The organism is Oribacterium sp. HCP28S3_H8 (genome assembly GCF_052064775.1).
In the GTDB taxonomy this organism is placed as follows: domain Bacteria; phylum Bacillota; class Clostridia; order Lachnospirales; family Lachnospiraceae; genus Oribacterium.
On sequence record NZ_JBQHUZ010000004.1, the window covers coordinates 107,295 to 131,907 of the forward strand.

Genomic DNA, 24,613 nt, shown 5'->3' on the forward strand with positions numbered 1-24,613 from the left:
GAATCATAACAAAGACGAGGGCGGTAATTATATGGCAACTAATTTTGTATTTCATAATCCTACCAAAATATATTTTGGAGATAAACAATTAGAAAAGTTGGCGGATGAATTTCATAAACATCAGGTGAAAACAGTCCTGCTTGTTTACGGAGGAGGTTCCATTAAACGTAACGGGATATATGATCAGGTTATGAAGATCTGTATTGATGCCGGTGTAAAAGTAGCGGAATGTGGCGGAATTGAACCAAATCCAAGGCACACTACAGTGAACAAGGCAGCAAAAATCTGCAAAGAAAACAAGGTGGATGCTGTTTTAGCTGTAGGCGGAGGATCTACAATTGATTCAGCAAAAGCAATAGCAGAAGCAGCTATGTATGATGGAGACTGCTGGGATCTTGTGACAGATAAAGCATCCGTTGAAAAAGCGCTGCCAATATTTACGATAGGTACTCTTTCCGCCGCCGGTGCTGAGAACGACGCCTGGACAGTTATCACAAATCTCGAGACAAAGGAAAAAGTGTCTCCATGGAAGGAAGTCTATCAGGTAACAGCAGCTTTTGTAAATCCTGCTTATACAAAGACTGTGAATGCATATCAGACAGCTGCAGGAAGTATGGATATTCTTTCTCATGTCACCGACTGCCGTTATTTTATCAGCGAAGATAAGCTGGATGTGGTTAACGAACTGATGGAGACTATGGCAGCCTCTGTGATTAAGTACGCGCCGATTGCCATTGCAGAACCGGATAACTTGAAAGCCAGAGAAAATCTGGCTTGGGTACAGACAATGATCACCGGAGGTATCATGGATCTTGGAAGTGAGACAAGCATGGTGCTCCATATGATGGAACATTAGATTTCTGCTTACTATGATATTAATCACGGCCATGGAATCGGTATTCTGATGCCCAGATGGATGGAATATGTTCTCGATGAAAACACTGCTCCGGCTTTTTATCGATACGGATGCAGATGCTTTGGCGTGGAGGCAGGACTTCCCGACATGGAAGGTGCTAAAAAGACGATAGAAGCCCAGAAAGATTGGACATTTAATAAACTTGGTCTTTCTTCCAGACTGTCTGACCTTGGTGTGAATGATAAAAATATTGATGCCATGGCTCAGGCTGCCTGTGATAGTGTGGGCGGCGTGCTGAAAGGGATCAAAGATCTCAGGAAAGAAGACGTGGCAGAGATATATAGGATGAGCTTGTAAGTGAGAAAAAGATGAGTAAAACCAAAGCTTTTTTTGCCAGCATCTTTTAGCGATGCGCCTATATGATATCCGATTTTTTGATCAAGGATCAGAAAACGATCATGAAAAGTATTTAATAATTTACAGTCAGGGTCAGATATTGTCCATTGAAAGTGGATATTTCGGATGCTGTAAGGCGACAACCTCTATTCGTTGTATAAAGAGAAACAGAGACTCCATCAGTCTTTTTTGAAAGAAGATCTAACGTTCCAGTATCGACATAGCCATCAATAAGTATGATGTCGTTTGATGCCTTTTGTATCAATGTTGAGATTAAACTGAACGCATCATAAATCTGGTCCTCAAAAATATCCTTTCGTAAATTCCGTGAAATCACAAATTGTGATTTCACGGATAAATATATCATGTGGAGAAGTATATCTCCATCAGAAGTTGAAGAGGTGAGCGCATGGCATCCGGACGTATAAAGGGCATTACAATCGAGATTGACGGCGATACCACAAAGCTCACTACGGCTTTGAAGCAGGTTGACAAGCAGATCAGGGACACACAGAGCAGTCTCCGGGATGTGAACAGGTTGCTCAAAATGGATCCAGGGAATGCCGATCTTCTGGCGCAGAAGCAGAAGTATCTGACAGACGCGATTGACGCGACCTAGAAAAAGTTGGAAGAAGAAAAGTCAGCCTTCAAGCAGATGAAAAACGGACCGCAGACTGATGATACAATCCGCCAGCAGGAAGCGCTGACCAGGGAAATCGCGGATACCGAACAGCAGCTGAAAAGTCTGACGAAAAAATATCAGAACTTCGGCTCCGTTGCCGGACAGGAGATTCAGACTGCAGGAAAGAAGATGCAGGATGTCGGAGATAAGATCTCCGGAGCTGGGACAAATATGCCGCGCCTGTCGCCGGTGCGCTTGGCTTCTCTGCGGAAGATACGGATGCGATTGTGCAAATGTTTCCCGGGTCTTTTGTCGTCTCCGGTATCATAGTAAACTGAAAAAACAGATAAAAAATGTACATTTGCCAGGCCGGCATTTTTCCCTCTGGGAAAACGGCTCTTGAATGTCCGCAGTATACCACATCCTGCCGCACACTGCCGCCCAAGGCCTTACTACCGGAATTTTCGGCTCATGGTGTACATTTGAAAGAGAAGAGGGAACCCCGCAAATGAGCGCAGAACACGGCACTTTGCAGCGTCTGAGGAAGGAAGTTTTCTATGACGAGGATACTTTTTGTTTGCCACGGCAGCATCTGACTAAATGGTCAAAAACCCAGTGTTTATGCGGGATTGCGACCACCGGGGCAGGACTTTTATCAACGTTTTATCAACATTAGGATTGAAAGCTTTTCGATGCGACAAATAACAGAATATAAATATATCTTAGTGAAGTCTGGCGCTTACCTATGAATTCATTGCGAATGAGAGGTGAGCGCCTTTTTTATTTCCGCGAGCAACGAGCTATGCGGACAAGCTTGCTTGTCCATATGGCGAATGCCGCGAGAGTCATATGCCCCACAGTAGAACTGCGGGGTATATGACTGCTTCAAGACAGACACCCTATGCATCTGGCCGTCCCTACCTCACTGTACAGTTTCGTCAAAAAGAATAAAAAGTGACAAAACTGCACTTGAAGCCGGCAATGACATGCTGTATAGTATAGGTGCAGTTTTGTCATTTTTTTATAAAAGTGACAAAGTTGCAATATAATGAAGGAGATGGAGAGGATGAACGAACAAGATCGAATCACAAGCTTCTTGAAAGAGAACCTGTCGTTTACCACAAAGGATTTCGTTGGGATGGTAAAAGAATCCCAGGCAGCTTATTCGGACCGGAAGGCATACCGCATGCTGCTGGATCTTCAGGACGACGGGCGAATCATGAAGGTTGGACGCGGACATTATTCAAAAACTTCCGTGAAATCGCCTTATCATTTCAAAGCATCCTCCCTGATGGATGAGTTGGTCGGTTTGATTGATAAAGAGTATCCGCTGATCACATATCAGACATGGGAGCTTTATCAGTGGAATGAGTTCGTGAACCACCAGTTGGCACATAACGCTTATTTTATTGAAGTGGAAAGTGGGCTGGAGACAACAGTCTTTGACATGCTGCTGGAAAAGTATCCCCGGGTGCTGCTGGATCCTGGTATGGAGGAGTATTACCGATATCGCGCGGACGATATGATTATCGTCCAGAAATTGATATCCGGAGCTCCGGCACCACAACCGGGAAGCAAGCAGGCTTCACTTGAAAAGCTGCTGGTGGATATATTCAGCCGGAAACTGACAGGCCAGTTGATCGAGCAGGCTGAGTATCGACAGATATACGAAGATGCATTTGGCAAATATGCAATCAATGAATTGGCACTTTTTCGCTATGCCGGAAGGCGTCATCTTAAATCTGACATCCGAAAATTTATTGAGGATGAGACAAAGATAGAGCTGAGATCGGAGGAATGGACATGATTGATAAGAAAATCTATGATCTTGACTTTATTCGCCAATTGCAGGCGAGGTACAAAACAGATCCGGGCCTATTAGAGAGAGTACTTTACGCATTTGGACTTCTTGAGGCGCTCGTTAAGGTAGGGATGAAGTTTACCTTTAAGGGCGGCACAAGCCTGATGCTCCTGTTGGATCATCCGATCAGGCTATCCACGGACATCGACATCATTGTGGATCCGGGGACTGATGTGGAGAGCTACATTGAGCAGGCGGGAACCATCTTCCCCTTTCTGCGAAAGGAAGAGGATATCCGTAAGGGGCGGAACAATATAGAAAAACGCCACTTCAAATTTATCTACTATTCCCCCGTCCGGCAGAGAGAGTTTTACATATTGCTGGATATTGTTTTCATGGAATCTCCGTATGACCAGGTTGTGACAAAGCCCATTCGTAATGATCTACTTGTCACAGCTCCGGACGACCTTGTGGTAACCATGCCAACGATGGAATGCATTCTGGGTGACAAGCTGACTGCTTTCGCCCCGCATACCACAGGCGTCCTGCTGGGGGAGGGAAAAGAACTGGAGATCGCCAAGCAAATGTTTGATGTAGCCATCTTGGCAGAGCGGATGCAGGACCAGAAGCAGTTTCGTACGACCTACGACAGAGCCGTTGTAGAAGAACTGGCTTTCCGGGGATTGGAATTGGAAAAAGAGAAAGTTTTGAAAGATACCATCCGGGCCTGCATCAGCATTATCAGCCGTGGAGAATATGATAAAGAGGACTATGTGGAATACCTGAAGGGTATTCGCTCCCTGACGGATCATATTCTTGGGAAGAAATTTACACCGGAAATCGCTGCTGAGAAAGCATGTTCAGTGATGTGTCTTGCCGCCAGTGCTTTGACACAGACGAATTATCCGAAGATTGCTGATGCAGCAGGATATGCGAAAGAACGTATTGCTGGCGATCAATATAAGCGCCTCGCTTATATCCGGAAGAGAAATCTTGAAGCATATGGTTATCTTGTGGAAGCTACAAGGATGCTAGAAGGTGTTTAATGTTTATTACATTACATAGCCCGATTAGTATGTTCCTTTTATTGGAATAAACTGATCGGGCTTTTTTTATTTCATGCAAAGGAGGACACCATATGAATTATGAGCAGTTTCTGGAACAAGGGAATGAAACATATCATTCCATAATCATGGGAACATTATAATGAAGTCGCTTAAAATCGAATTGATGCCCTATTGAATAGGGAGTATATTAAAGGTAACAGTTGAGCCTGTTAAAGTGTATGAAGCAGATGAGGTAAAGAAAATTAGAAATTCAACCGGAATGTCACAGAAGATATTTGCAAGTTATATGGGCGTTTCAGACAAGACAGTTGAAGCATGGGAAGCAGGAACAAATCATCCATCAGGAGCTGCAAGCAGACTTCTCAGTATGATTGAGAAGGATAAGGAGCTTATTATTAAGTTTCCTTTTGTGACAAATGCAATGGCAAAATAAATAGCATTACAATTTAATACGTGAAGTCATCAATCCGCTTACCCTTGGGTATGAACCTTCTGATCAGGCCGTTATACTTCATTTTACAATCGGCGGCTTATAATCAATTCATCAAAGGAAATTTTCACTACGGCGTGAAAGAAGATACAAAAGTAAGAAGTCATAAAAATAGCAACGTCATTATCGATGCATCGGATAGCGATACTGAGGAGTTAAAGAATGAGTAATTACTACGTTTTTCGAATAAACTACGATGATCGATTTAAGCTGATTCGTAACGAACTGGTGAGCAAGCATTTGCTGAGACAGGGCTGGGGCACCTATGGCATGGCCCTTGATTCTTCGTATGATGCATTTAAGGCCGGATGGCAGGCTGAATGGGAAAAAGATCTCCCGGACGAAACGATGCGAGCCCGGTACAACAATCTTTCAATCATGTTGGAAATCAAACCGGGAGATTACATTATCGTACCGAAGGTCAGCATGGAGGAAGATTATGTATGCCGAAGCTTCGTCATCGCGAAATGTAAGAAGAAATACCGCTTTGATGTTCTTTCAGAGGCAGAGGACTTCGGCCATATTATAGAAGTTGAAGATGTATTCAGCTGCAGCTATGATAAGAATCTGCATGCGCAGACTATTAAGAGCAAGTTCATAGCGTATCAGTCTCCCCTGAACCGCGTAAGGAGTGAATCCTTCAAAGAATCCGTAGATGAACTTGTGCGTCTGCATGCAGAGCAGCCGGACGAATTTGCAAAGGACAGCACAGACCTGATTTCCATGGTCAGCAGAGCGACTGCTTCAGCGAGAAATCAATATCTCGAGCAGATCAAATCTGCGCTACAGAAGATCGATAATCATAAATTTGAAGATATTATCGGAGAGCTGTTTATAAAGAACGGCTACACGCTGACGGATAACAACTGGTATGACGGAGAAGGCGGAGATGTAGATCTGGTCTTTGAATGCTTTAACCGGAATACTCTGATGTATAATATCTATGAAATCTGCGATGTGAAGATGCCGCATATTTATGTTCAGGCAAAGAAGAAGACGGGTAAAGACACGGGCGATATCGTGGGTGTAGATCAGCTTGTGAAGATGGAGGCTCGCATCCCGGAGAAAAATGCCATTTTGATGGTTATCAATCTGACAGACGAATTCTCCGATGAAGCCAAAGAAAAAGCCGATGAAAACGGAATTATTCTGATTAACGGATTAACATTCGCGTCTCTTCTTGTCAGGTATGGAATAGAGGTTGATATACGATAAAGTACCTGGCTGACAAATCGATATTTGGAGGATAATAAGATGTTAGAATTTAAATATGATACTCAACTTTTAATAGAAGGCGAAAACCTTGAGGAAGATAAAATTAGAGAATATTTCACTAACAATTTTAACGGAGATTGTTTGTTAGCAGTTGGAGATGAAGAACTTATAAAAATTCATTTTCATACAAATGAACCATGGAAAGTATTAGAATACTGTTCACAGCTAGGAGAAATTTACGACATTGTTATTGAAGATATGGACAGGCAAGCGAAAGGTTTAAAAGGCTAAATCTTGCTAATGTTTGTCAAGCAGATTTTTGATGATTTCGAGAACCTTGAGAACAAAAAAGAGAGTAACCTTAATAAGACCTGCTGTTGCAGGCCGGCAGTTAACAGCTATAATGAAAGCGGACAGATTTACTTGTACAACTCCATTGCACGAGCGTAGTAGATCCGCAGAAACTTATTGACGGCAGCCATTTTGGCTACGTTGTATGGTTTCCCTTCCTGTTCCTTTTTGAGCAGAAAAAGGTAAACAGGATCGTCCTGAGGTTTTGTCAGTTTGAGAGCCTGCATTACCTTAAAACAAGCTTTTCTGAGAGCCGGGTTGCCACGTTTGGAGATGTGACGATTCCGGCTCTCGAATTGTCCGGACTGATATGGCGGAGCATCATTGCCTGCATAAGCATTGAGTGCTTTGCCACTGTGAAAACGGCGAATGTCACCGATTTCTCCAAGAATGATCGGTCCCAGTCGGTCCCCCACGCCGGCCATAGAACGAAGCACTTTGTACTCCGGCATGGTCTCTGCTATGATCCGCATTTAAAGATTGATCTCATCGGCAGCTTTCTGAGATGTGGATACGAGATCAACACATTGATCCTGAGTCATTGCGGATAAGGGTTTTTCTCCACGGGTGGTAACACTGTTAAGGACCAGCTCATAGATAGCCAGTCCCTTAGAACCGGCAAAACGATCCTTGGTCTTTTTGACTAGGACTTGATAGCTGTCCAGGAAACGTGTCTTGCCCATCTTACGGATTACATCGAAAGACTTGAAACGCTTAATGAAACGCAGAAGCACACAGTTGTCGGGATCCCTGCTTTTAAGAGGAAGAATGGTCGTAATGCCAGGCATTGTTTCATCCAGAAGGCTGAGCAGCTGAACTTTGGCAACAGTTAGGGTTGATATCCTCTGACTGTATTGCCTGGACAGAAAGCGAAGATCTTCATACTTCTGGTCCTGAGGAGTGTAAGGAATCAGCGAGTACGACTTCTCAAGTGCGTACTGAGCGATTCGCAGAGAATCACGTTTGTCTGTTTTCGCCTTTCGGAGTTCGGTATCGCCATACTTCTTCATCTGGTATGGATTGATCAGACAGACTGGGAGTTCCGCTTCCTGAAAGGCTTTCAGAAGTGGATAATGATAGTGGCTGGTAGGCTCCATAAGGATGGTTGGAGGTTCGGACGTCCTTTTGATGTAATCGACCAATGCATGCAGTTCACCAGCGACATGATGAACATCAAAAGGCTTAGCACGGATGGTGCCATCCCCATTGAGAATGGCGACTGTACTCTTGGATTTTGATACATCAATACCAACAGCAATCATGAGAAAGACGCTCCTTTCGTAAGTGGTTTATGATTGGATCTAGCTCTTCAAGGTTCACTCATATTCTTTCGTTAAACGGGAGAAGCATTCTTTCCCAACTTGCTGAATCGAATGTAGAACGATGAAGGCGGGCTGACACATTTAACTCCGGGCGTGGTGTCCCAATTCCAGATTACGTCAGGCCAATCACCTTCATCATAAAGAAAGAGCAGAGACTATGAAAGCCTCTACTCATATATTAAGAATCCCAGTTTATAATACTTATATTTTTTGTTATGGAGGTGGCGGTTATGAAACTGATCAGTCCGAAGACAGCATTGGTATCCTTACTGGGATGCGCTTTTGTCGCTATGAAGCTGATTTATTTCAGAGATCTGTCGGATCTGCCGATGATCATCGTCGTTGGGTACATATCCGTAAGAGGATTATATGTCGCCTTTTCACCGGCAGCCTACGAAGAGGAAGAGCGAAAACAGCGGCGGACAAAGCTGCTGTATCGTAAGCTGTTTGGAAGATTCGCCTATGTGGCCTCGGATGTACCAATTGCGCTGCTTTTACTTGCCGGGCTTCTCGCAATGTTTTGCCCGTGGACGGATGCTCTTCGTGCGGTTTTGATCACTCTTTTAACGCTTGCGTCTACATACGCCATCTGCTTCGGCTGGTATGTTCTATCAAACAAGTGGACGTATATCGAAGACAAAGATTCAGAGAACGGCGAGTTACGTGTTGAAGAAGAAAATGCCTGGAAGATGGTGAACCGCGTTCACAGCATTGTACTGGTACTGCTGATTGTGCTGGGCGGTTTATATCTGTACTCTGGAATATGGTGATCAGGCAGTGTTTAAAGTCACGAAAGAAGACGGCCTGGTGAGTCTCTATATGCGTGTTGAGTGATTACAGGTGGGGGGGGAGACAAACGGATATTTAGTAAGCGCTCAGTATGAGGGCGTCTATGATTGCGTCCGAGGATGTGCCATACTATTAGAAACATGAGTACGATAGTCGCACATCTTTTTTGGTATTCACAAGAGTGGATCATTTCACTACACTGCCATTTCGCATAAGTGGACTATTTACTCTACTTAAACTACGAAGGAGGAATGGCCTTTTATGTCGAAATACAGACCGAAGAAAGACTCAGATCAATGGCGAGAGACTATCCTGGAAGCACGAAAAAGTGGGCTCAGTGATCAGGAATACTGCAGAACGCATGGAATACCGTCCAGTACATTTTAAAGCGCGCTCAAGCGATTAAGAGCGCTTGCCTGTGAATTTCCAGATAAAGCAACGCCTGTTTTGAAAAGCAGGAAGTGGTTCCTGTAAATGTCGCTGATCTGTCGTCACCATCAGCGGATCAAATGCATCAAGTCTCAGATGCTGTCAATCCCATGACGGTTAAAGCATTTGAAGCAACCATCCGGATTACAATGGGAGGTAGTACACTTGAATTAACGAATGACGCCGATCCGATGGTCGTCGGCCCGCTCCTTAAAGTACTGAAAAGCTCATGTTAGGTGATATATCCAGTGCAAATAAGATCTATCTCGTGACAGGCTTCACTCCACTACGAAAAGGATGGTTTCTGCCTTCTTTATAAAAGACTGGAAAAAAGTCAGGACGATACCTTTCACTTTCAGTGGCCGCGCAACGCATCAGAAATCAGGACACTCACCCGCCAGCAGTTCCGCTGGCTGCTGGAAGGATTGTCTATTGATCAGCCCAAAGCTATCCATCCAACTACAGAAAAACATGATTTCTAAACATAGGTAATGTTGCACAAACTTTCAAAAATTGCATAAAGTTGTCCTTCATCGTCTTCCCGTATAGGCTGACAAGACTGAGAAATACATGCTTTCAGTGGTATAATCAAACCAATTTTGAAAGGATGTACTTCCCAATGACTCGTGCAGATTTCAGCGGACACAGCAAAGATGAAACAATTGAATATCTTATAAATGAGCACAATGCAATGGAACATCAGCTGGCAGATCTGCGTCAGGAACTAGCAGAATCCAAAGAGATCATTGCAGAGTTCAAGCGGATGATCTTTGCTTCGAGATCTGAAAAGAAGCATGTGGGGTATGAAAACCCAGAGCAGCTGACACTGAAGGACCTTTTTAATGAAGCCGAGTTTGCAGCAGATCCGACCGTGAAAGAACCGACAGTTGAGCAAATCGTCAAAGCTTATACGCGAAACGCGGCTGGAGAAAAAAAGCATAAAGCATCATATGATGAGCTTTACGATTCTCTTCCTTCAAGAGACATGCTGTGCGAAGCAGATAAGGAAGATAAGATCTGCCCAAGATGCGACAGCACGATGGAACGGGTCGGCTGGGAGTATGTCCGTACTGAACTTGAGATCATCCCGCCACAAATACGGCGTGTCAAAATCTATCAGGAAAGCGTTCGCTGTAAAAGATGCTTTGAGGAAACCGGTGAGGCTTACTTTGCTCTCGCGGCAGTTCCTTCCCCGCTTATAAAGCACAGTCCTGCATCCCCGACGACCGTAGCATATGTGATGTATCAGAAGTACATCAATGCGATGCCTTTGTACCGACAGGAAAAAGAATGGAAACAGATGGGAGCACCGGTTAAACGCGCCACATTTGCAAACTGGTATATCTACTGCGGATTGAATTACATGAAGCCGATATACGAGACAATGGTGAAAGACCTTCTTGAAAGGAATGTCACCTGTGCGGATGAAACTCCCTGTCAAGTACTCAAGTAGAATGATCGTACGGCTCAGCAGAAATCCTATATGTGGATTCATTGTACCTCAAATCTCGACGGATTGCCGCCGATCATGCTTTACAAATATAACTCATCCAGAGCCGGAGCAATTCCGCAAAACTTTTATGAGTCGTATCATGGCAGGTACTTCCTGGCAGACGGGTATCAGGGATACAATCATCTGCCGAAAGGCGTTCTCCGATGCGGCTGTCTGGCGCATTTCCGGAGAAAGTTCTATGACGCCATACAGCAGAGGATCTGAAGCTTGGTAAATCCAAGTCACCTGCAGCAAAGATCGTAAATCTTTGCTCAAAGTTATTTGGGATTGAGCGTGAGTTCATAGATCTGAGTGCGGATGAGCGCAAAGCAAAAAGAGAATCATCCGAGGAACATGAGATCTGGAATCAGATCTGGGATACGGTGGATATGATCTCAGCAAGCAAAACCAGCCTGTTGGGGAAAGCGGTGACGTATGCCCAAAATCCGAAACCGTATATGGAGAACTATTTCCTGGACGGCAGTATCCCGATTTCAAATAACTTTACAGAAAGCTGTGGCGCCAGACCGTACGCTGTAGGCCGGAAAAATTTCTATTTTCATGACACACCTGCTGGCGCAGAAGCAAGCGCCATTATCTACAGTCTGGCTCAGACAGCCAAACTGAATCAGCTGAGTATTTTCAAATATCTACAAGTGGTACTTCTTTACATGCCGGACTATGTTAATGAGCCCGAGGGCATTGAAGAACTGATGTTATGGTCAGATAAGATGAAGAAACTCTGCGCGATAAATGAAAAAGCCACTATCGAAGACAAGGATGGAAATCCAAAAATTTTTCGGTAGTTGGTTAGTGAGCTCAATTAACATTGAGCGCTTACGTTACAGTTATAGTAACACTATTTTTTAATGGAAATTCATGAAGTATACTAAAAAGGATCTTGAAAACAAGTTCGGCTTTGATCGACATGCGCTAAAGAAATTAGAAAAAAATAATGAACTTCAACCTTATACTGATCAAAATGGTCATACATATTATACTGAAGAGCAGGTTAAGCTTCTTAATGATAGATCTCATGGGCGGCTGATGAAATTTGGTAATAATTGGATAAATTTTGGAAACGTGCCAAAAGCTATTACATCTGATGAACTACTTTGGAATAAAGCTGCAGAATTACGAAGCAAGGTACCATTTCATTATGAGTCTAACGATGGAATACTCGTTATTGAAGGAATCAATAAGAGTATAGTGACTGTTAGCTTTAATAATCAGACAAAAACGATTTCAAAAGGTTCCTTAAAAAAATGTAATTTAAAAGAGTTTTTGGGTATATATAGTTCAGATTTTAAGTACCCCGTTGGTTATCATTTTATGCATGGAGCAACTAATATTACTTTTATAGATCAAATCAGAAATCCTAAAACTGGAAGAAAGGCATACCGTTATAAGTGCAATCGATGTGGCCAAGAGGGGACTGCTGATGAATATAATTTGACAGATAAAGGCGTTTGTAAAATATGCTCTAATAAGGAAATTATTGTGGGAATAAATGACTTAGCAACTACTGACTCTTGGATGGTGCCTTATTTTGTAGATACTTCACTGACTAAAAGTATATCGAGTGGATCAACGATTAGAGTGCTAGTAAAGTGTCCTTATTGTGGCAAAATCAAAAAAATGAAGCCAGATACTTTGAAGCGCACCCATAGTATTGGATGCACCTGTGGTGATGGCTTCAGTTATCCAGCTAAGTTTATGCATAATGTTCTTGAACAACTCGTTATAAAGGATCAAATTCAGTCCTTTAAGACAGAATTTTCTGCACCTTGGCTTGGGAAAAGAAGATTTGACTTTATGGTGCTTATGCCCGATAAAAAATTCTTTATCGAAATTGATGGAGGTCTTGGTCATGGCAATAAAGTTATAGATTCATCGGTCTCGCCGGAAACGACTTTGAAAATTGATTCCGAAAAAGATAGATTAGCCAATGAACATAATTTTCAGGTTATACGAATTAGAGCATTAGAGTCAAATTGCATTTATATGAAACAAAGTATTAGTAAAGGATTAGATGGTATTTTTGATTTAAGAGATATTGAATGGGTAAAAGCTGATAAATTTGCTGTTTCTAATTTAACAAGAGAAGTATGCAAATATTATGAATCTCACAAACCAATTTCAACGAAAAGTGTCGGAAAGCATTTTCATCTATCGTCTGGTACCGTTCTACGTTATATCCATATAGGGGAGAAATTTCAATGGTGTAAGTATGACTATGATTCCTTGAACAAAAGAAGAACTGAATATCAACGAAGGGAAAAAGAAGCTAAGCTCAAGCAAGTATGTGAATTCTATAAGAATAACAGGCCTATTTTAGCTTATGAAATTGCAAAACATTTTGGTTATTATCCAAGTACAGTTCTAAATTACTTAAAAGAAGGTGAAAAATTAGGTTATCCTGCGTATGATACTAACTATGCAGAAGAACGAAATAAAGAGCAGATCAGAACCATTCAAGGACATGAACGTAAAACGGCAGTAATAATAGTTGACTCAGAGAACAATGTTATAGAAGAATTTGAAAGCCTGAAAATGGCTGCAGATAAACTTGGAGTGAGTTCTTCGGCTGTGTACAGTTGGTGCAAGCGAAGAGGAAATTGTAAGGACAAGAAGCTCCGATTTAAGAGTGATATGCAATCGTTAAATCTTGCACCCCTTAATACACACCCCAGTGATAATCCAGACTGACTACTTTTTGACTACTTTTCAAGTTCACATCTTGCCTACATTTGCCTATTTACGGTGATTTTACCAGGATTCTATAGATTTTAGAAGCCTGAGTAGGGTGGCAAAAAATGGCGAAACCTCGCAATTCTACGCACTTTATAAGGAGGTAATTCTTTGATTAAAATACTTTTCTGTTGCCACGGCAACATCTGTCGTTCGGTGGCGGCACAGTATATTTTTCAGGATATGATTAGCAGAAGTCAGACCGCAGATCAGTTTCTGGTGGACTCTGCGGCGACTTCGACGGAGGAAATCGGGAATCCTATCTACCCACCGATGCAACGTGCTCTCAGGCAAAGAGGCATTCCCGTTGGAAGGCATCTGGCGAGACAACTTCAGAAATCGGATTACCCGAAGTATGATCTTTTCATTGGAATGGACGAGGAGAATGCATATTATATGAGACGCATCCTCGGAGAAGACCCGGAGCATAAGATTCATTTTCTGATGGAGTATGCGGATCAGCCGGATAAGCAAATCGAGGACCCCTGGTACAGTAGAAAATTTGACCTCTGTGTTTCAGAAATCACAGAAGGGTGCGCCGGACTGCTGCATCGTCTTACACATGGAAAACCGGTTAGCGACTGAATCCGGTCGTACGTCAGGCAATTGCTTGTAATCCATGGACATCATCCTTGTTGTGGTGCATAATACAATAAAGGAAGTATAAAAAGTCACAATATTGAGCATGTAATGATGGAACATGCAAACACAGAAAATATAATAATGGAGAATGTAAATATGGAGAATATAAACACAGACCATACAAAGAACCCCTCAAAGGTTTATTTTACTGACTTCCGCACGAGACTCGGTGTGAGTCTTACGCAGAAACTTCAGAGGCTGATCCGCGCTGCCGGGATCGGTAACATTGACATGGACGGCAAATTTGTCGCGATCAAAATGCATTTCGGCGAGCTTGGAAATCTTGCGTATCTGCGTCCGAACTATGCCAAGGCCGTCGCAGATGTCGTGAAGGAGCTCGGTGGTCTTCCGTTTCTCACGGACTGCAATACCCTGTATCCCGGAAGCCGTAAAAACGCGCTTGAGCATCTGGAATGTGCGGAGATCAACGGCTTCAATCCGCAGACAACCGGCTGCCAGATTCTGATTGCTGACGGTCTGCGTGGTACGGATGACGTTGAGGTACCGGTCCGTAATGGCGAATACTGCAAAACTGCTTTTATCGGACGCGCCATCATGGATGCGGATATTGTGATTTCACTGACGCATTTCAAAGGGCATGAAGCGACCGGTTTCGGCGGTGCGCTTAAAAATCTCGGCATGGGCTGCGGCTCACGTGGCGGCAAGATGATACAGCATAATCAGGGGAAGCCGCACGTAGATCAGGAGCTTTGTCGTGCATGCCACCGTTGTGCCAAGGAGTGTGGTTCCGATGCCATTTCCTATGATAATGGAAAAGCCTTTATCAATCAGGAGCTCTGCAAAGGCTGCGGTCGCTGCATCGGCGCTTGCTCCTTTGATGCGATCAGCAACGATAACAGTGATGCGAATGAAATCCTCGGCTGCAAAATCGCGGAATACTCGCAGGCTGTTGTCGACGGAAGACCGTGCTTTCATATCAGCCTGATTACAGATGTTTCACCAAACTGCGACTGCCATCCGGAGAATGATGCGCCGATACTACCGGATCTTGGTATGCTGGCATCGTTTGACCCTGTTGCACTGGATCAGGCCTGCGTGGATTTGTGCCAGAAGGCAGCACCAATCCGCAACAGTCAGCTGGGTGAGCATCTTGCGGATCCTGCGTTTCATCAACATCATGATCATTTCATGGACAGCAATCCCAACGTCCGTTGGAAAGAAACGCTGGAGCATGCGGAGAAGATCGGACTTGGTTCCAGAACATATGAACTTGTAAGACTGAAGTAACTCACGTATATCCTATGGAAGTCCCGTAAAATGGTATGACTTTGCAGAGTATAAACATCTGGATAAGCGGAATATTGAATGTATTTTCACTCAAGCTGTCTGGATATTGCGGCACCTGAATACAAGCGCAAAAGTATCTTTAGCGCCTGAGAAAATCTGAAGCGCAGAGAAGTTTCATCCGAATTTTACAAAAGAGGAGCTTATGCATGAACGCGATTACCATATATCTTGATGAACAGTGGGTGAATGCAATCAGCGGAAAAGATCCACGAATCGCCGCACGTGTTTTTGCCGAGGCGCTGACACATCGTTTCCCGGCGCTGACACTGCAATATCTTGGGATTACCAAGCTGGAGCTGTTTTATGATGAAAAAAATATCCACTCCAGGGATCTGGAAAACACGCTCAGAAGCATTCTCCGGAACCAGTTCCAGCTGGATGCAGAGTACATGGATGTAGTGATGACGGTAAAGTACGCAGAACTGGATCCCTCAGAATATGCAGAGGATACAGATGAGTACCCAGATAATTTCAATGCTGATGCCGACAGCCAAATGGCCATAAAGGATCCTGCCGAGATGGAAGACACACCGGGCTCTGGAAACTCTCATGCAAATGCAGAGTATACTACCGCAGATACCGATACACAATTCACAACCACCAATACGCGTGCGGAGTCTGCTGCAACATACACAGAGCCGGAATCTACAGCCAATGGTGCAGAAACAGAGTCCGGAACTGCTGGTGCAGATGCGGCGCCAACCGCTGCCAAGGCAGCTACATCTGCCATTGCTTCCGCACCGCGTCTCCCTGGAGGGTATATCCCGGAGGGTGGTCCTGCCCTTAAAAAGATCCGGAAGCTCCGGGGATATGACAGCCTGGTGCAGCTTTGTAACTCCATCCATGCCATGCTGCCGTATCTCCGCAGCAGCGCACGCCTGTTGGATGTCCTGGATGACCGGGTCTACCTGTTTTCCGTAAATATCGGTGTCGGCATGACGGCGCCGATCTCCGACTTTTTTGACTATCTCGTAGAGGATCAGCTGATCCCTGGAAATGGCGGTGGCTGCGAACTCAGGATTTCTCCGGATACCGGGGAGTATCTCAGCTTAAACGATGCCAAAGCCTACATGGCGCAGAGCGAGGCAAGTTTGTTTTGCATCGACATCACCGACTGGGTGGATGATATTGATGATCCCGCATTCCGGGACTTCCTTCTTTACCTCTATGCGCAGGACAGCGAATGCAGGTTTATCTTTAAGATGCCGTACTTGGAAAAAAAGGTCATAAATCACGTTGCTTCTGTACTTGGTGACATCTTTACCCTGGATACCATTGTGCTTCCACCGCTACCGGAGGAACTCTTGATTCGTTCAGTCGAGGACCAGCTTAAGGACTACGGCTTCCGGGCAGATGCAGATGCAATGGAGCTTTTCCGTAAAAGAGTCAACGAGGAAAAGTCCGACGGACATTTTTACGGAGTCAGCACGATCAATAAAATCGTTCGCGAGATGGTAGTTGCAAAACTTAGGAGTCTCGCCGAGAGTAAAGCAATGCAATGCGGCGAATGCTCCGCGCCTTCCGATGCCCGTGAGCCGCAAGATGCAGAAAGTTCTGAAGTGAAAGATTGCAGCTCCGATGCAGATTGTAATGATGCTACGCATAAGATGACTGCTTCCGTAAAGGCACAGCCTGCCAATACAAAACACGGCACAGTGTCTGCACCGGTAAAGCTCTCTTACGAGGATCGTCTGATTACCGCAAAGGATCTGCCTTCACTGGTATCTCCCAAGAGCCTGAAGGAGCTTACGCCGGAGGAGAAGCTTGCGGAGCTGGTTGGCATCGATTCCGTACGGAAGCAGATGGACAAAATTCTTAAGGAAATTACAAAAAGCGGCACGGAAAACGTGGATTTCGGACACCTGAACATTCGCTTTATAGGAAATCCGGGCACAGGACGGACGGAGATTGCCCGTATCCTCGGTGCCATTCTTAAGGAGCGGGGTGTGCTCAAAAATGGTGGTTTCCTTGAGCATGACATTACGGATCTTGCCGGATGTATTGAAGGTGAAACGGTGCCGAAAACACTCGCGATCTGCAGGGATGCCGAGGGGTCGGTACTCTTTATAGATGAGATTTTCCGTGAGGAACCGGAAACGGGAGAGGATGCGGAGGAGCTGCAGCAGGGTATGTCCGACAAGGGAGAGAGTTCTCCAACGCCGGAACAGCTTGCGCTTGCCAAAAAGCGTAAAATCCGGTATCGTCGTGAAGCGATGGATGCCTTGATTTCTGAAATGAAAAATCCGGAGACGCATATGCTGACGGTTATTTCCGGGACGGAAGCCGATATGGCACGGCTGGAAAAGGAGTATCCGGAGCTTAGCTCTGACATGCCATATGAGATCCGCTTTGAGGACTTCAGCCGGGAGGAGCTTGGGGAAATCTATCTGCATATGGCAAAAAGAGACCGCTTCCGCGTGGAAAAGGGCTTAAGCGATGAGGTTATGAACTATTTCCGTAAGCTTCCGGATCAGGTTCTGAGAAGCGGAACCTTCTCCAATGCGCGGTATGTCAGGAACCTGTTTGAGCGCACTACCTCCAAGACGCTTTTGCGGGAGGAGCTTGGCACATCTATATCCCGGAAGCGGGAAATCACCAGCGCAGATTTCCGTCTGGCTGCCGATGAAAGCACAGAGGTGCTCAATGAAAAGGAACCAAAGAGGTATCCGATGGGATTCCATCTGTAAGTTCATAATGGTCTTTGTAAAAGGATATCTCAAGGAGGATAAATTTTGAGAACAGACTGGTACTTTCTCCGGCATGGAGAGACGGATTATAACCGGAAAACCCTGATGCAGGGACATATTGATATCCCGCTCAATGACAACGGACGCCGGCAGGCACGGGAAGCAAGAGATGAGCTTAAAAAGCAGCGGCTCAGCTTCCAGCATATCTATAGCAGCACGTTGGACAGAGCTGCAGAGACCGGAGAGATCGTTACCGGCAGAGCACGACGGGACTTCTCGCTGGATTCGCGTCTGATCGAAATGGGATTCGGTGTCTGGGAAGGCATTTCCTATGTGGAGGGCGGTCCGGAAATCCTGCGTCTTAACGATGATCCGGAGCACTATATCCCGCCGAAGGGTGGCGAATCCTTTGAGGATGTATACCAACGCGCAAGTGACTTTATCAGGGATTTGAAGCGTGCTGCCGCTCCCGGCGGGGATGATGCCGGGGGAAATGTCCTGATCGCGACGCATGGCTGTACCCTTCGCTCCATCCTGCGCGTATTGAGCGGGCTGCCGTTACGCGATTTCTGGACGGTTAAGGTGGGAAACTGCGACATGTTTCACTATGCGGTGGAGGATGGTGTGATCCGGGAGTGCCCGATGGTTCTCCGGCATCAGGACCCCTTTGACCCGCATTTTATAGAGTATCACAAAAACTCCTGAGCGTGTGACTGTCAGATCTCATAATTACCCTTCAGAGCATCCGGATGACGGAATCCTCTAAAGACGTTTTAAAATACCGGGTGTTAAAGGCTGCCTTGCCATATGTTCTAAAGTATGGTATAAGTTGTTTTTTTGGAGCATGCGGAAATACGCTTTAAATATTCGCCGATGGAATCGGTTTTAGGAGAGAGTGCAGATGGGAATTGTTGTCATCGGTTCGGTTTTTGTTGATATTAAGGGATATCCTCTGGCGCAGTATGTACCGGATGGCAGGAACGCAGGCTATGTCGTACAGGTGCATGGCGGGGTCAGCCGAAATGTCGCAGAGGATATTGCCAATGTTGAGCTCAGGCCGACCTTTCTTAGCATCGTAGATGAGAGTGGCACCGGAACGGATGTCATCAATAAGCTGAAGCGGCATCATGTCAACACCGACTACATCATCCGCCAGGCAGGCGGACTTGGAACATGGCTTGCTGTTTTTGACAACGATGGAGATGTTGTAGCTTCGATTTCCCAGCGTCCCAATCTTGATGCGCTTGGGGAGCTGCTGGATACGCGGGGAGATGAGATCTTCCGTCAGGCAGACAGCATCGTGGTGGAAATCGATATGGAGCCGTATCTGCTCAAAAAGATCTTTAAGCTGGCAGATAAGTTTCAAAAAAAGGTCTATGCGGTTGTCTCCAACATGTCGATTGCCATGGAACGACGGGACTTACTGAAGCGGACCGGCTGCATCGTCTGCAATAATGAGGAGGCGGGGCTGTTGTTTTCCGAGGATTACAGCTGCGAAAGCCCGGAGAAGCTTCAGCAGATCATTGCCCGCAATGTTACGAAGGCGCAGTATGCCAAAATGGTGGTAACGCTGGGCGCAAGCGGTGCCGTCTGGGCAGATAGTGACGGGCATTCCGGCTACTGCCCGCCTGTGAATGTTGCGGTCGTGGATACCACAGGAGCGGGAGATGCGTTTTTTGCCGGAGTTACTATAGGGCTTACCTACGGCAAGAGCCTGGAGGACGCATGCTATATTGGCACACGTCTGGCATCCTCCGTCATTTCCACTAAGGAAAATGTCTGTCCGCGTTTCCTCCCAAGTGAGTTTGATCTGGAGCTTGTATGCGCAGAATCCATGAATGAAGATAGTCAGGGCACTGCATCCTGAAATTTACAATGTATGGAATATTGAAGGGCGCCTGTTACTGAGCGTTTTATTACCGACCGGCTGATCTCCTGTGAGATCCTCCGGTTTTCTTTTTTCTTAAGTCGACGTTCTGTCCAGCTTATTTTATAATAAGGTCAGATGATAAAATACGTTTTACGAAATGGAGGTGCGCATGGCTTACAAATGCAAAAACTGTGGCGGGGATGTAAGCTACAACGTAAAGCTCGGAAAACTGGTGTGTGCATACTGCGGAAGCCAGTTTGATCTTTCAGAATATGAGGATATCCGGGCGGAAAAGGAAAATGCGGATGCCTGGGATCTGCCGGTATACCTCTGTCAGTCCTGTGGTGCAGAGCTCGTTGCAGGAGAACATGCCATCGTTACCTACTGCCAGTACTGTGGCAGTGAGTCTCTCATTAAATCTGACAAGAGCGTCAGGGATTTCCCCAAAACCATGATTCCCTTCAAGCTTTCAAAGGAGGACTGCAAGTCTCTGTATCAAAAGAAGTCCACTCGAATCCCGTTTTTGCCGGATGAGCTGAAGAATCCAAACTATCTTGAGCGTTTCAATGGCTTCTATATCCCTTACTGGGATTATCGTATTCACATGACCAGGAATCCGGCTGTGACAATTCATTTTGAGCAGAATCTCTCTCCGAGTCTGTATGAGACGTCTGTAGCAGAGGCAAATATTGAAGTGTCCGGTGCAAGCTCGGCAATCGTTTATGATGCTTCGTCCAGCTTCGATGATGCAATTGATGCAAAAATCAGCGATTTTAATCTTAAGGATCTCACTGTGTATGATCCGAAATATATGGCAGGCTTCTATGCGGACACTGCGGATGTGGACAAATTCACTTATCAACAGCAGGCAATGGAAGCTGTAAGTGAAAATGTAATGCAGAATGCCCGGCAGCAGCTGATGAACAGTCAAAGTCAGGGCTATGGCAGCGTAACCTCATTTTCTCTTAAAGCGAATGCCGGCAATGCGACGGAAGCATTTGGCACGGAAGCCCGGACGATCGAGCAGATGCTGCTGCCGGTATGGTTCCTGACCTGGAAAAAGGGAAACCGGCTTGCCTATGCGGTGATGAACGGGCAGACCGGCACGATGGCTGCAGAGTTTCCGATTGATTCCGGAAAGTTCCGTCGTGCACTGCTGATCACAGCAGTTCTGATATTTCTGATCCTTATTGGGGTGACGAGCTTTATTTCCATTATGCCATCTACCATGCTGATCCTCGTTGCAATCGGACTCATGGTGCTTTTAAAAACGGTAGAAAATGAAGCTTTAGAGCTTGCCATCCGGAAAAATCATGTGAATGATCTCGGGTTTAAGGGTACCTGGAGCTCAGCGCCAAAGGATGTCTCCGCGGTCCCTCATGGTATGGGTACGGACAAGCTGAATAGCAGCTCTGTGGTGGTGATCATTGTCTGTATTGCGCTGGCACTCAGCTTCCTTGAATTTTCCCTGATGGGACCGATTGTGATGCTGCTTACGGCGGTCTTTGGATTTGGAGCCGTAGTGAAAGCCTTGAAGGCTGCGTCATTCGCAAAAGAAAAGGAGATGGGCAGGGATGCTTCTATGCTGTATGCGCTGATTTTACTGGCACTTTTGGTAATTTTACTGGATGTTCATTTTGACTATGTGTATTATGCTCTGGCTTTGCTCTCACTTCTTGCGACATTTGGGGTAAGCAGAAACATGATCCGGCGGGTAAATCTGCTTGCGACACGACCAATACCGGATTTCCATGAGCGGAAGGGAGGAAAAAACGATGCCAGGGACTAAACCAAGCTTATCTAAACGGCTGCTGATGCTATGCATTTTTCCATGCCTTATGCTGTGCTTTACATTGTCCTGCGGATTTTACGCATATGCGGGAACATACACCAACAGCGAGACCGGATATCGTGCGATTGTCACGGATGATGCGGGGATTTTGTCGGATGTGGATGGGGATCTCGAGGCGCTTAAGGAATTTACGCACTATGGTAATGCTGTGATCTTTACAACGGATGAGGGACGCTCCGATATGGATGTGGTCGCGCGTGAGGCATATACCCGCTTTCTTGGTGCGGAAACCCAGAGCGGCGCGATCTTTGTGATTGCCATGAATAACCGCCAGCTTCAGCTTTATGTGGAGGGAGCAGTGGATGAAGGCATTGCTTCCGCCAGGCTGAACACGATTGTCGATAATGTCTATCGTTATGCTTCCGACGGGGATTATGACCGCTGCGCAATTAAGGTATTTACGCAGATGGAGACCTTGCTGGAGGGTGGACGAATTGCCCAGCCGATGCGCTGGATGGTTTGCCTGCTGCTTTCGGTCATTGCTGCTGCAGTCATTACGTACCTAAGGGCAATGTCTGCCCGCAGTGCAGATGCTCCGAAATATGTGAATCATGAAGCTTCGGCGCGGCTTACCTTCCAGAGTGGTCTTGCAGGACTTGCTGTCGGACTGGTTGGACTTACGATTCTGTCTCGTCAGCAGCATCGGCGTGTAAATACAACGCCCGGACCGCGCGGCGGAGGATTCCCCGGCGGTGGCTTCTCCGGAGGCAGTGGGGGATTCTCCGGAGGGGGTGGCTTTTCCGGGGGCGGACGCAGCGGACATTCTGGTGGACATGGCTTCTGATCAGAGCTTCGGGCTCTGACACCTTTACCTTTCACGAGCCAGGCGATCCGTAGGATAGTACTGATGGAATTTTTGAGCCGTGCAAACGCCTCGCTATCCCCACGGGATCTCATAAAACGGTGCAAAACAAAAAAAGGAGGATAAATTCAAGCATCCTATGATCAAAATAGATCTTGTAACAGGTTTTTTAGGCTCCGGAAAAACGACATTTATCCGGCACTATGCCCGGTATCTGCTGGCACGGGGTGAGCGGATCTGCATCCTGGAAAATGATTACGGTGCCATCAATATCGATATGGTGCTGCTCAAGGATCTGCTCGGGAAAAATTTAAGTCTTGAAATGGTCATCGGTGGAGATGGGCAAAGCGCGCACCAGCGACGCTTCCGGACCAAGCTGATTTCCATTGCGATGCTGGGATATACGAGGGTGATTGTTGAACCCTCCGGCATTTATGATGTAGATGAATTTTTTGATACGCTGTCCGATGATCCGCTGGACCGCTGGTATGAAGTGAATACCGTACTCAGCATCGTGGATGCTCATCCGGTTAAGGATCGCTCCACGGAATCCGGATATGTACTTGCATCGGAGTGTGCCGACGCCGGCAAGATTATCCTGAGTAAGACCCGTGGCGTTTCTGAATCAGAAATGCAGAAAACCGTTTCCGGACTGAATCAGGCGATGGAGACGATTCATTGCAATCGTCGTTTTACACTGGATCAGGATGTAATTCATAAGGACTGGGAGGAGCTCACCGGGGCAGAGTTTGATGCGATTGCCTCCGCAGGATATGTGAAGGCTTCGTATCTTAAGCATTCGCTAAAGGAAACAGAGCATTATGATTCCCTCTTTTATATGAATGTCCAGATGCCGGAGCAGGCACTGAGAGACGCTATCACCGGCATCCTCGGAAATCCGGCGGCGGGGAAGGTCTACCGGATCAAGGGCTTCACGGAAACCACTGACCGGGGCTTTGTTGAGGTCAATGCCACAGCTGAGAATTTATCGATGCAGCCGATCGACAAGGGTACAAGTGTCCTGGTGGTGATCGGAGAAAAGCTTGTAAAGCCGGTGATTGATACGTATTTCAAGGGCTTTACCGAGTCCGGCGACACCGTGATGCACGGCATGGCATAAGCCGGCAGCGGCTGTTATCTGGTGATAGTATTTGTATCATATCTGGCTATAACGATAAGCCCAGAATGGGATATAATACAAGCTGAAAACAAGTAACCCGTAAGCAAACTTAAAGCAGGAAGGAGTGTGTTTTATGCCTGATCATTCATATACATCCGCAAAGTCTTTAAATCTTGAGGAAATCAAGTCGCAGAGCGCGGAGGCGGTACGCGAGGTTCTGGAAAAAAGCCATCTTAAAAAGGGAGAAATTTTTGTTGTCGGCTGTTCATCCAGCGAAGTGCAGGGTGACGCAATCGGCACGCATACAAATGTTGACGTTGCGAGAGCGATTTATCAGGGCATCCAGGAAGTACTCGCGCCAGCTGGCATTCGCCTTGCGGCACAGTGCTGCGAACATCTCAACCGGGCGCTGATCGTGGAGCGTGAAACGATGGAGCAGTTTCGTCTGGAGCAGGTGAATGCGATCCCTCAGCCAAATCACGCGGGTGGCGCGTTTGCGACAGTCGCCTATCAGGAAATGGCAGATCCGGTCGCGGTCGAGAGCCTTAATGCGCAGGCTTCTGCCGGAATTGACATCGGTGCAACACTCATCGGCATGCATATCCACCCGGTGGTTGTGCCGCTCCGGATTCAAACCAGGCAAATTGGCAACGCGATTGTGATCTGTGCCCGCAGACGTCCTAAGTATGTTGGTGGTGCCAGGGCAATCTATGATCCGAGCCTGATGTAAAGGCTTCTAAAGACTCGCTCA

At 46.0% G+C, this 24,613-nt stretch carries 20 protein-coding genes and 4 pseudogenes; 23 read left to right on the forward strand and 1 reads right to left on the reverse strand.

The features are described 5' to 3' along the window. Positions 1-31 precede the first annotated feature (31 nt). From ACTNEN_RS06205 to ACTNEN_RS06240, 8 genes and pseudogenes are all read left to right on the forward strand, one after another. Positions 32-1,213 (forward strand): annotated as a pseudogene (locus ACTNEN_RS06205) (iron-containing alcohol dehydrogenase). 448 nt (positions 1,214-1,661) lie between these two features. Then, the gene (locus tag ACTNEN_RS06210; RefSeq protein WP_441205174.1) at positions 1,662-1,871 is read left to right on the forward strand and encodes a hypothetical protein; all 210 of its coding nucleotides are present in this window, start codon (positions 1,662-1,664) and stop codon (positions 1,869-1,871) included. A gap of 36 nt (positions 1,872-1,907) precedes the next feature. Beyond that, complete coding sequence (locus tag ACTNEN_RS06215; RefSeq protein WP_441205175.1) at positions 1,908-2,204, forward strand: hypothetical protein; 297 nt, start codon at positions 1,908-1,910, stop codon at positions 2,202-2,204. Between the two features lie 736 nt (positions 2,205-2,940). Beyond that, the gene (locus ACTNEN_RS06220; protein WP_441205176.1) at positions 2,941-3,681 is read left to right on the forward strand and encodes a DUF6577 family protein; all 741 of its coding nucleotides are present in this window, start codon (positions 2,941-2,943) and stop codon (positions 3,679-3,681) included. Then, positions 3,678-4,721, forward strand: coding sequence for a nucleotidyl transferase AbiEii/AbiGii toxin family protein (locus ACTNEN_RS06225; protein ID WP_441205177.1), 1,044 nt, complete (start codon positions 3,678-3,680; stop codon positions 4,719-4,721). The genes ACTNEN_RS06220 and ACTNEN_RS06225 overlap by 4 nt, the downstream gene beginning before the upstream one ends. 235 nt (positions 4,722-4,956) lie before the next feature. Then, positions 4,957-5,175, forward strand: coding sequence for a helix-turn-helix domain-containing protein (locus tag ACTNEN_RS06230; protein WP_441205178.1), 219 nt, complete (start codon positions 4,957-4,959; stop codon positions 5,173-5,175). Positions 5,176-5,394: 219 nt separating this feature from the next. Continuing rightward, positions 5,395-6,447, forward strand: a complete 1,053-nt coding sequence (locus tag ACTNEN_RS06235; RefSeq protein ID WP_441205179.1) for a restriction endonuclease — start codon at positions 5,395-5,397, stop codon at positions 6,445-6,447. A gap of 39 nt (positions 6,448-6,486) precedes the next feature. Beyond that, a complete protein-coding gene (locus ACTNEN_RS06240) occupies positions 6,487-6,738 on the forward strand; it encodes a kinase to dihydroxyacetone kinase (RefSeq protein WP_441205180.1) in 252 nt (83 codons plus the stop codon). 128 nt (positions 6,739-6,866) lie between these two features. On the opposite strand, the pseudogene ACTNEN_RS06245 reads toward ACTNEN_RS06240, so the two are convergent. After that, positions 6,867-8,060: pseudogene (locus ACTNEN_RS06245) on the reverse strand (IS110 family transposase). 290 nt (positions 8,061-8,350) lie between these two features. Here ACTNEN_RS06245 and ACTNEN_RS06250 point away from each other — a divergent pair. The 15 genes and pseudogenes from ACTNEN_RS06250 (at position 8,351) to ACTNEN_RS06320 (ending at position 24,592) form a co-directional block, all read left to right on the forward strand. After that, a complete protein-coding gene (locus ACTNEN_RS06250) occupies positions 8,351-8,890 on the forward strand; it encodes a hypothetical protein (protein ID WP_441205181.1) in 540 nt (179 codons plus the stop codon). Between the two features lie 280 nt (positions 8,891-9,170). Then, complete coding sequence (gene tnpA / locus ACTNEN_RS06255; RefSeq protein ID WP_441205182.1) at positions 9,171-9,296, forward strand: IS66 family insertion sequence element accessory protein TnpA; 126 nt, start codon at positions 9,171-9,173, stop codon at positions 9,294-9,296. 335 nt (positions 9,297-9,631) lie between these two features. Beyond that, positions 9,632-9,820, forward strand: a pseudogene (gene tnpB / locus ACTNEN_RS06260) (IS66 family insertion sequence element accessory protein TnpB); the annotation flags it as partial. 209 nt (positions 9,821-10,029) lie between these two features. Next, positions 10,030-11,055, forward strand: a pseudogene (tnpC, locus tag ACTNEN_RS06265) (IS66 family transposase). Then, positions 11,052-11,636, forward strand: a complete 585-nt coding sequence (locus ACTNEN_RS06270) for an IS66 family transposase (RefSeq protein WP_441205437.1) — start codon at positions 11,052-11,054, stop codon at positions 11,634-11,636. Before tnpC ends, ACTNEN_RS06270 begins: the two are co-directional and overlap by 4 nt. Positions 11,637-11,709: 73 nt before the next feature. Next, positions 11,710-13,539, forward strand: a complete 1,830-nt coding sequence (locus tag ACTNEN_RS06275) for a hypothetical protein (RefSeq protein WP_441205183.1) — start codon at positions 11,710-11,712, stop codon at positions 13,537-13,539. A 153-nt stretch (positions 13,540-13,692) separates the two neighbouring features. Continuing rightward, positions 13,693-14,166, forward strand: a complete 474-nt coding sequence (locus ACTNEN_RS06280) for a low molecular weight protein-tyrosine-phosphatase (protein ID WP_441205184.1) — start codon at positions 13,693-13,695, stop codon at positions 14,164-14,166. Between the two features lie 153 nt (positions 14,167-14,319). After that, a complete protein-coding gene (locus ACTNEN_RS06285; RefSeq protein ID WP_441205185.1) occupies positions 14,320-15,471 on the forward strand; it encodes a DUF362 domain-containing protein in 1,152 nt (383 codons plus the stop codon). Positions 15,472-15,677: 206 nt separating this feature from the next. Further along, on the forward strand, positions 15,678-18,218 hold the full coding sequence (locus ACTNEN_RS06290) for an AAA family ATPase (RefSeq protein ID WP_441205186.1): 2,541 nt from the start codon (positions 15,678-15,680) through the stop codon (positions 18,216-18,218). Between the two features lie 45 nt (positions 18,219-18,263). After that, positions 18,264-18,923: a histidine phosphatase family protein gene (locus ACTNEN_RS06295; RefSeq protein WP_441205187.1), complete on the forward strand. Its 660-nt coding sequence runs from the start codon at positions 18,264-18,266 to the stop codon at positions 18,921-18,923. A 196-nt stretch (positions 18,924-19,119) separates the two neighbouring features. Then, the gene (locus tag ACTNEN_RS06300) at positions 19,120-20,085 is read left to right on the forward strand and encodes a carbohydrate kinase family protein (protein WP_441205188.1); all 966 of its coding nucleotides are present in this window, start codon (positions 19,120-19,122) and stop codon (positions 20,083-20,085) included. A gap of 172 nt (positions 20,086-20,257) precedes the next feature. Beyond that, positions 20,258-21,877: a hypothetical protein gene (locus tag ACTNEN_RS06305; protein ID WP_441205189.1), complete on the forward strand. Its 1,620-nt coding sequence runs from the start codon at positions 20,258-20,260 to the stop codon at positions 21,875-21,877. After that, positions 21,864-22,724 carry a TPM domain-containing protein gene (locus ACTNEN_RS06310; protein WP_441205190.1) on the forward strand — a complete coding sequence of 287 codons (861 nt, stop codon included), beginning with the start codon at positions 21,864-21,866 and terminating at the stop codon, positions 22,722-22,724. Before ACTNEN_RS06305 ends, ACTNEN_RS06310 begins: the two co-directional genes overlap by 14 nt. A gap of 157 nt (positions 22,725-22,881) precedes the next feature. Beyond that, positions 22,882-23,862 (forward strand): GTP-binding protein, encoded by a 981-nt coding sequence (locus ACTNEN_RS06315; RefSeq protein WP_441205191.1) that lies wholly within the window; start codon positions 22,882-22,884, stop codon positions 23,860-23,862. A 133-nt stretch (positions 23,863-23,995) separates the two neighbouring features. Beyond that, positions 23,996-24,592: a TIGR01440 family protein gene (locus ACTNEN_RS06320; protein ID WP_441205192.1), complete on the forward strand. Its 597-nt coding sequence runs from the start codon at positions 23,996-23,998 to the stop codon at positions 24,590-24,592. The last annotated feature ends 21 nt before the right edge of the window (positions 24,593-24,613 follow it).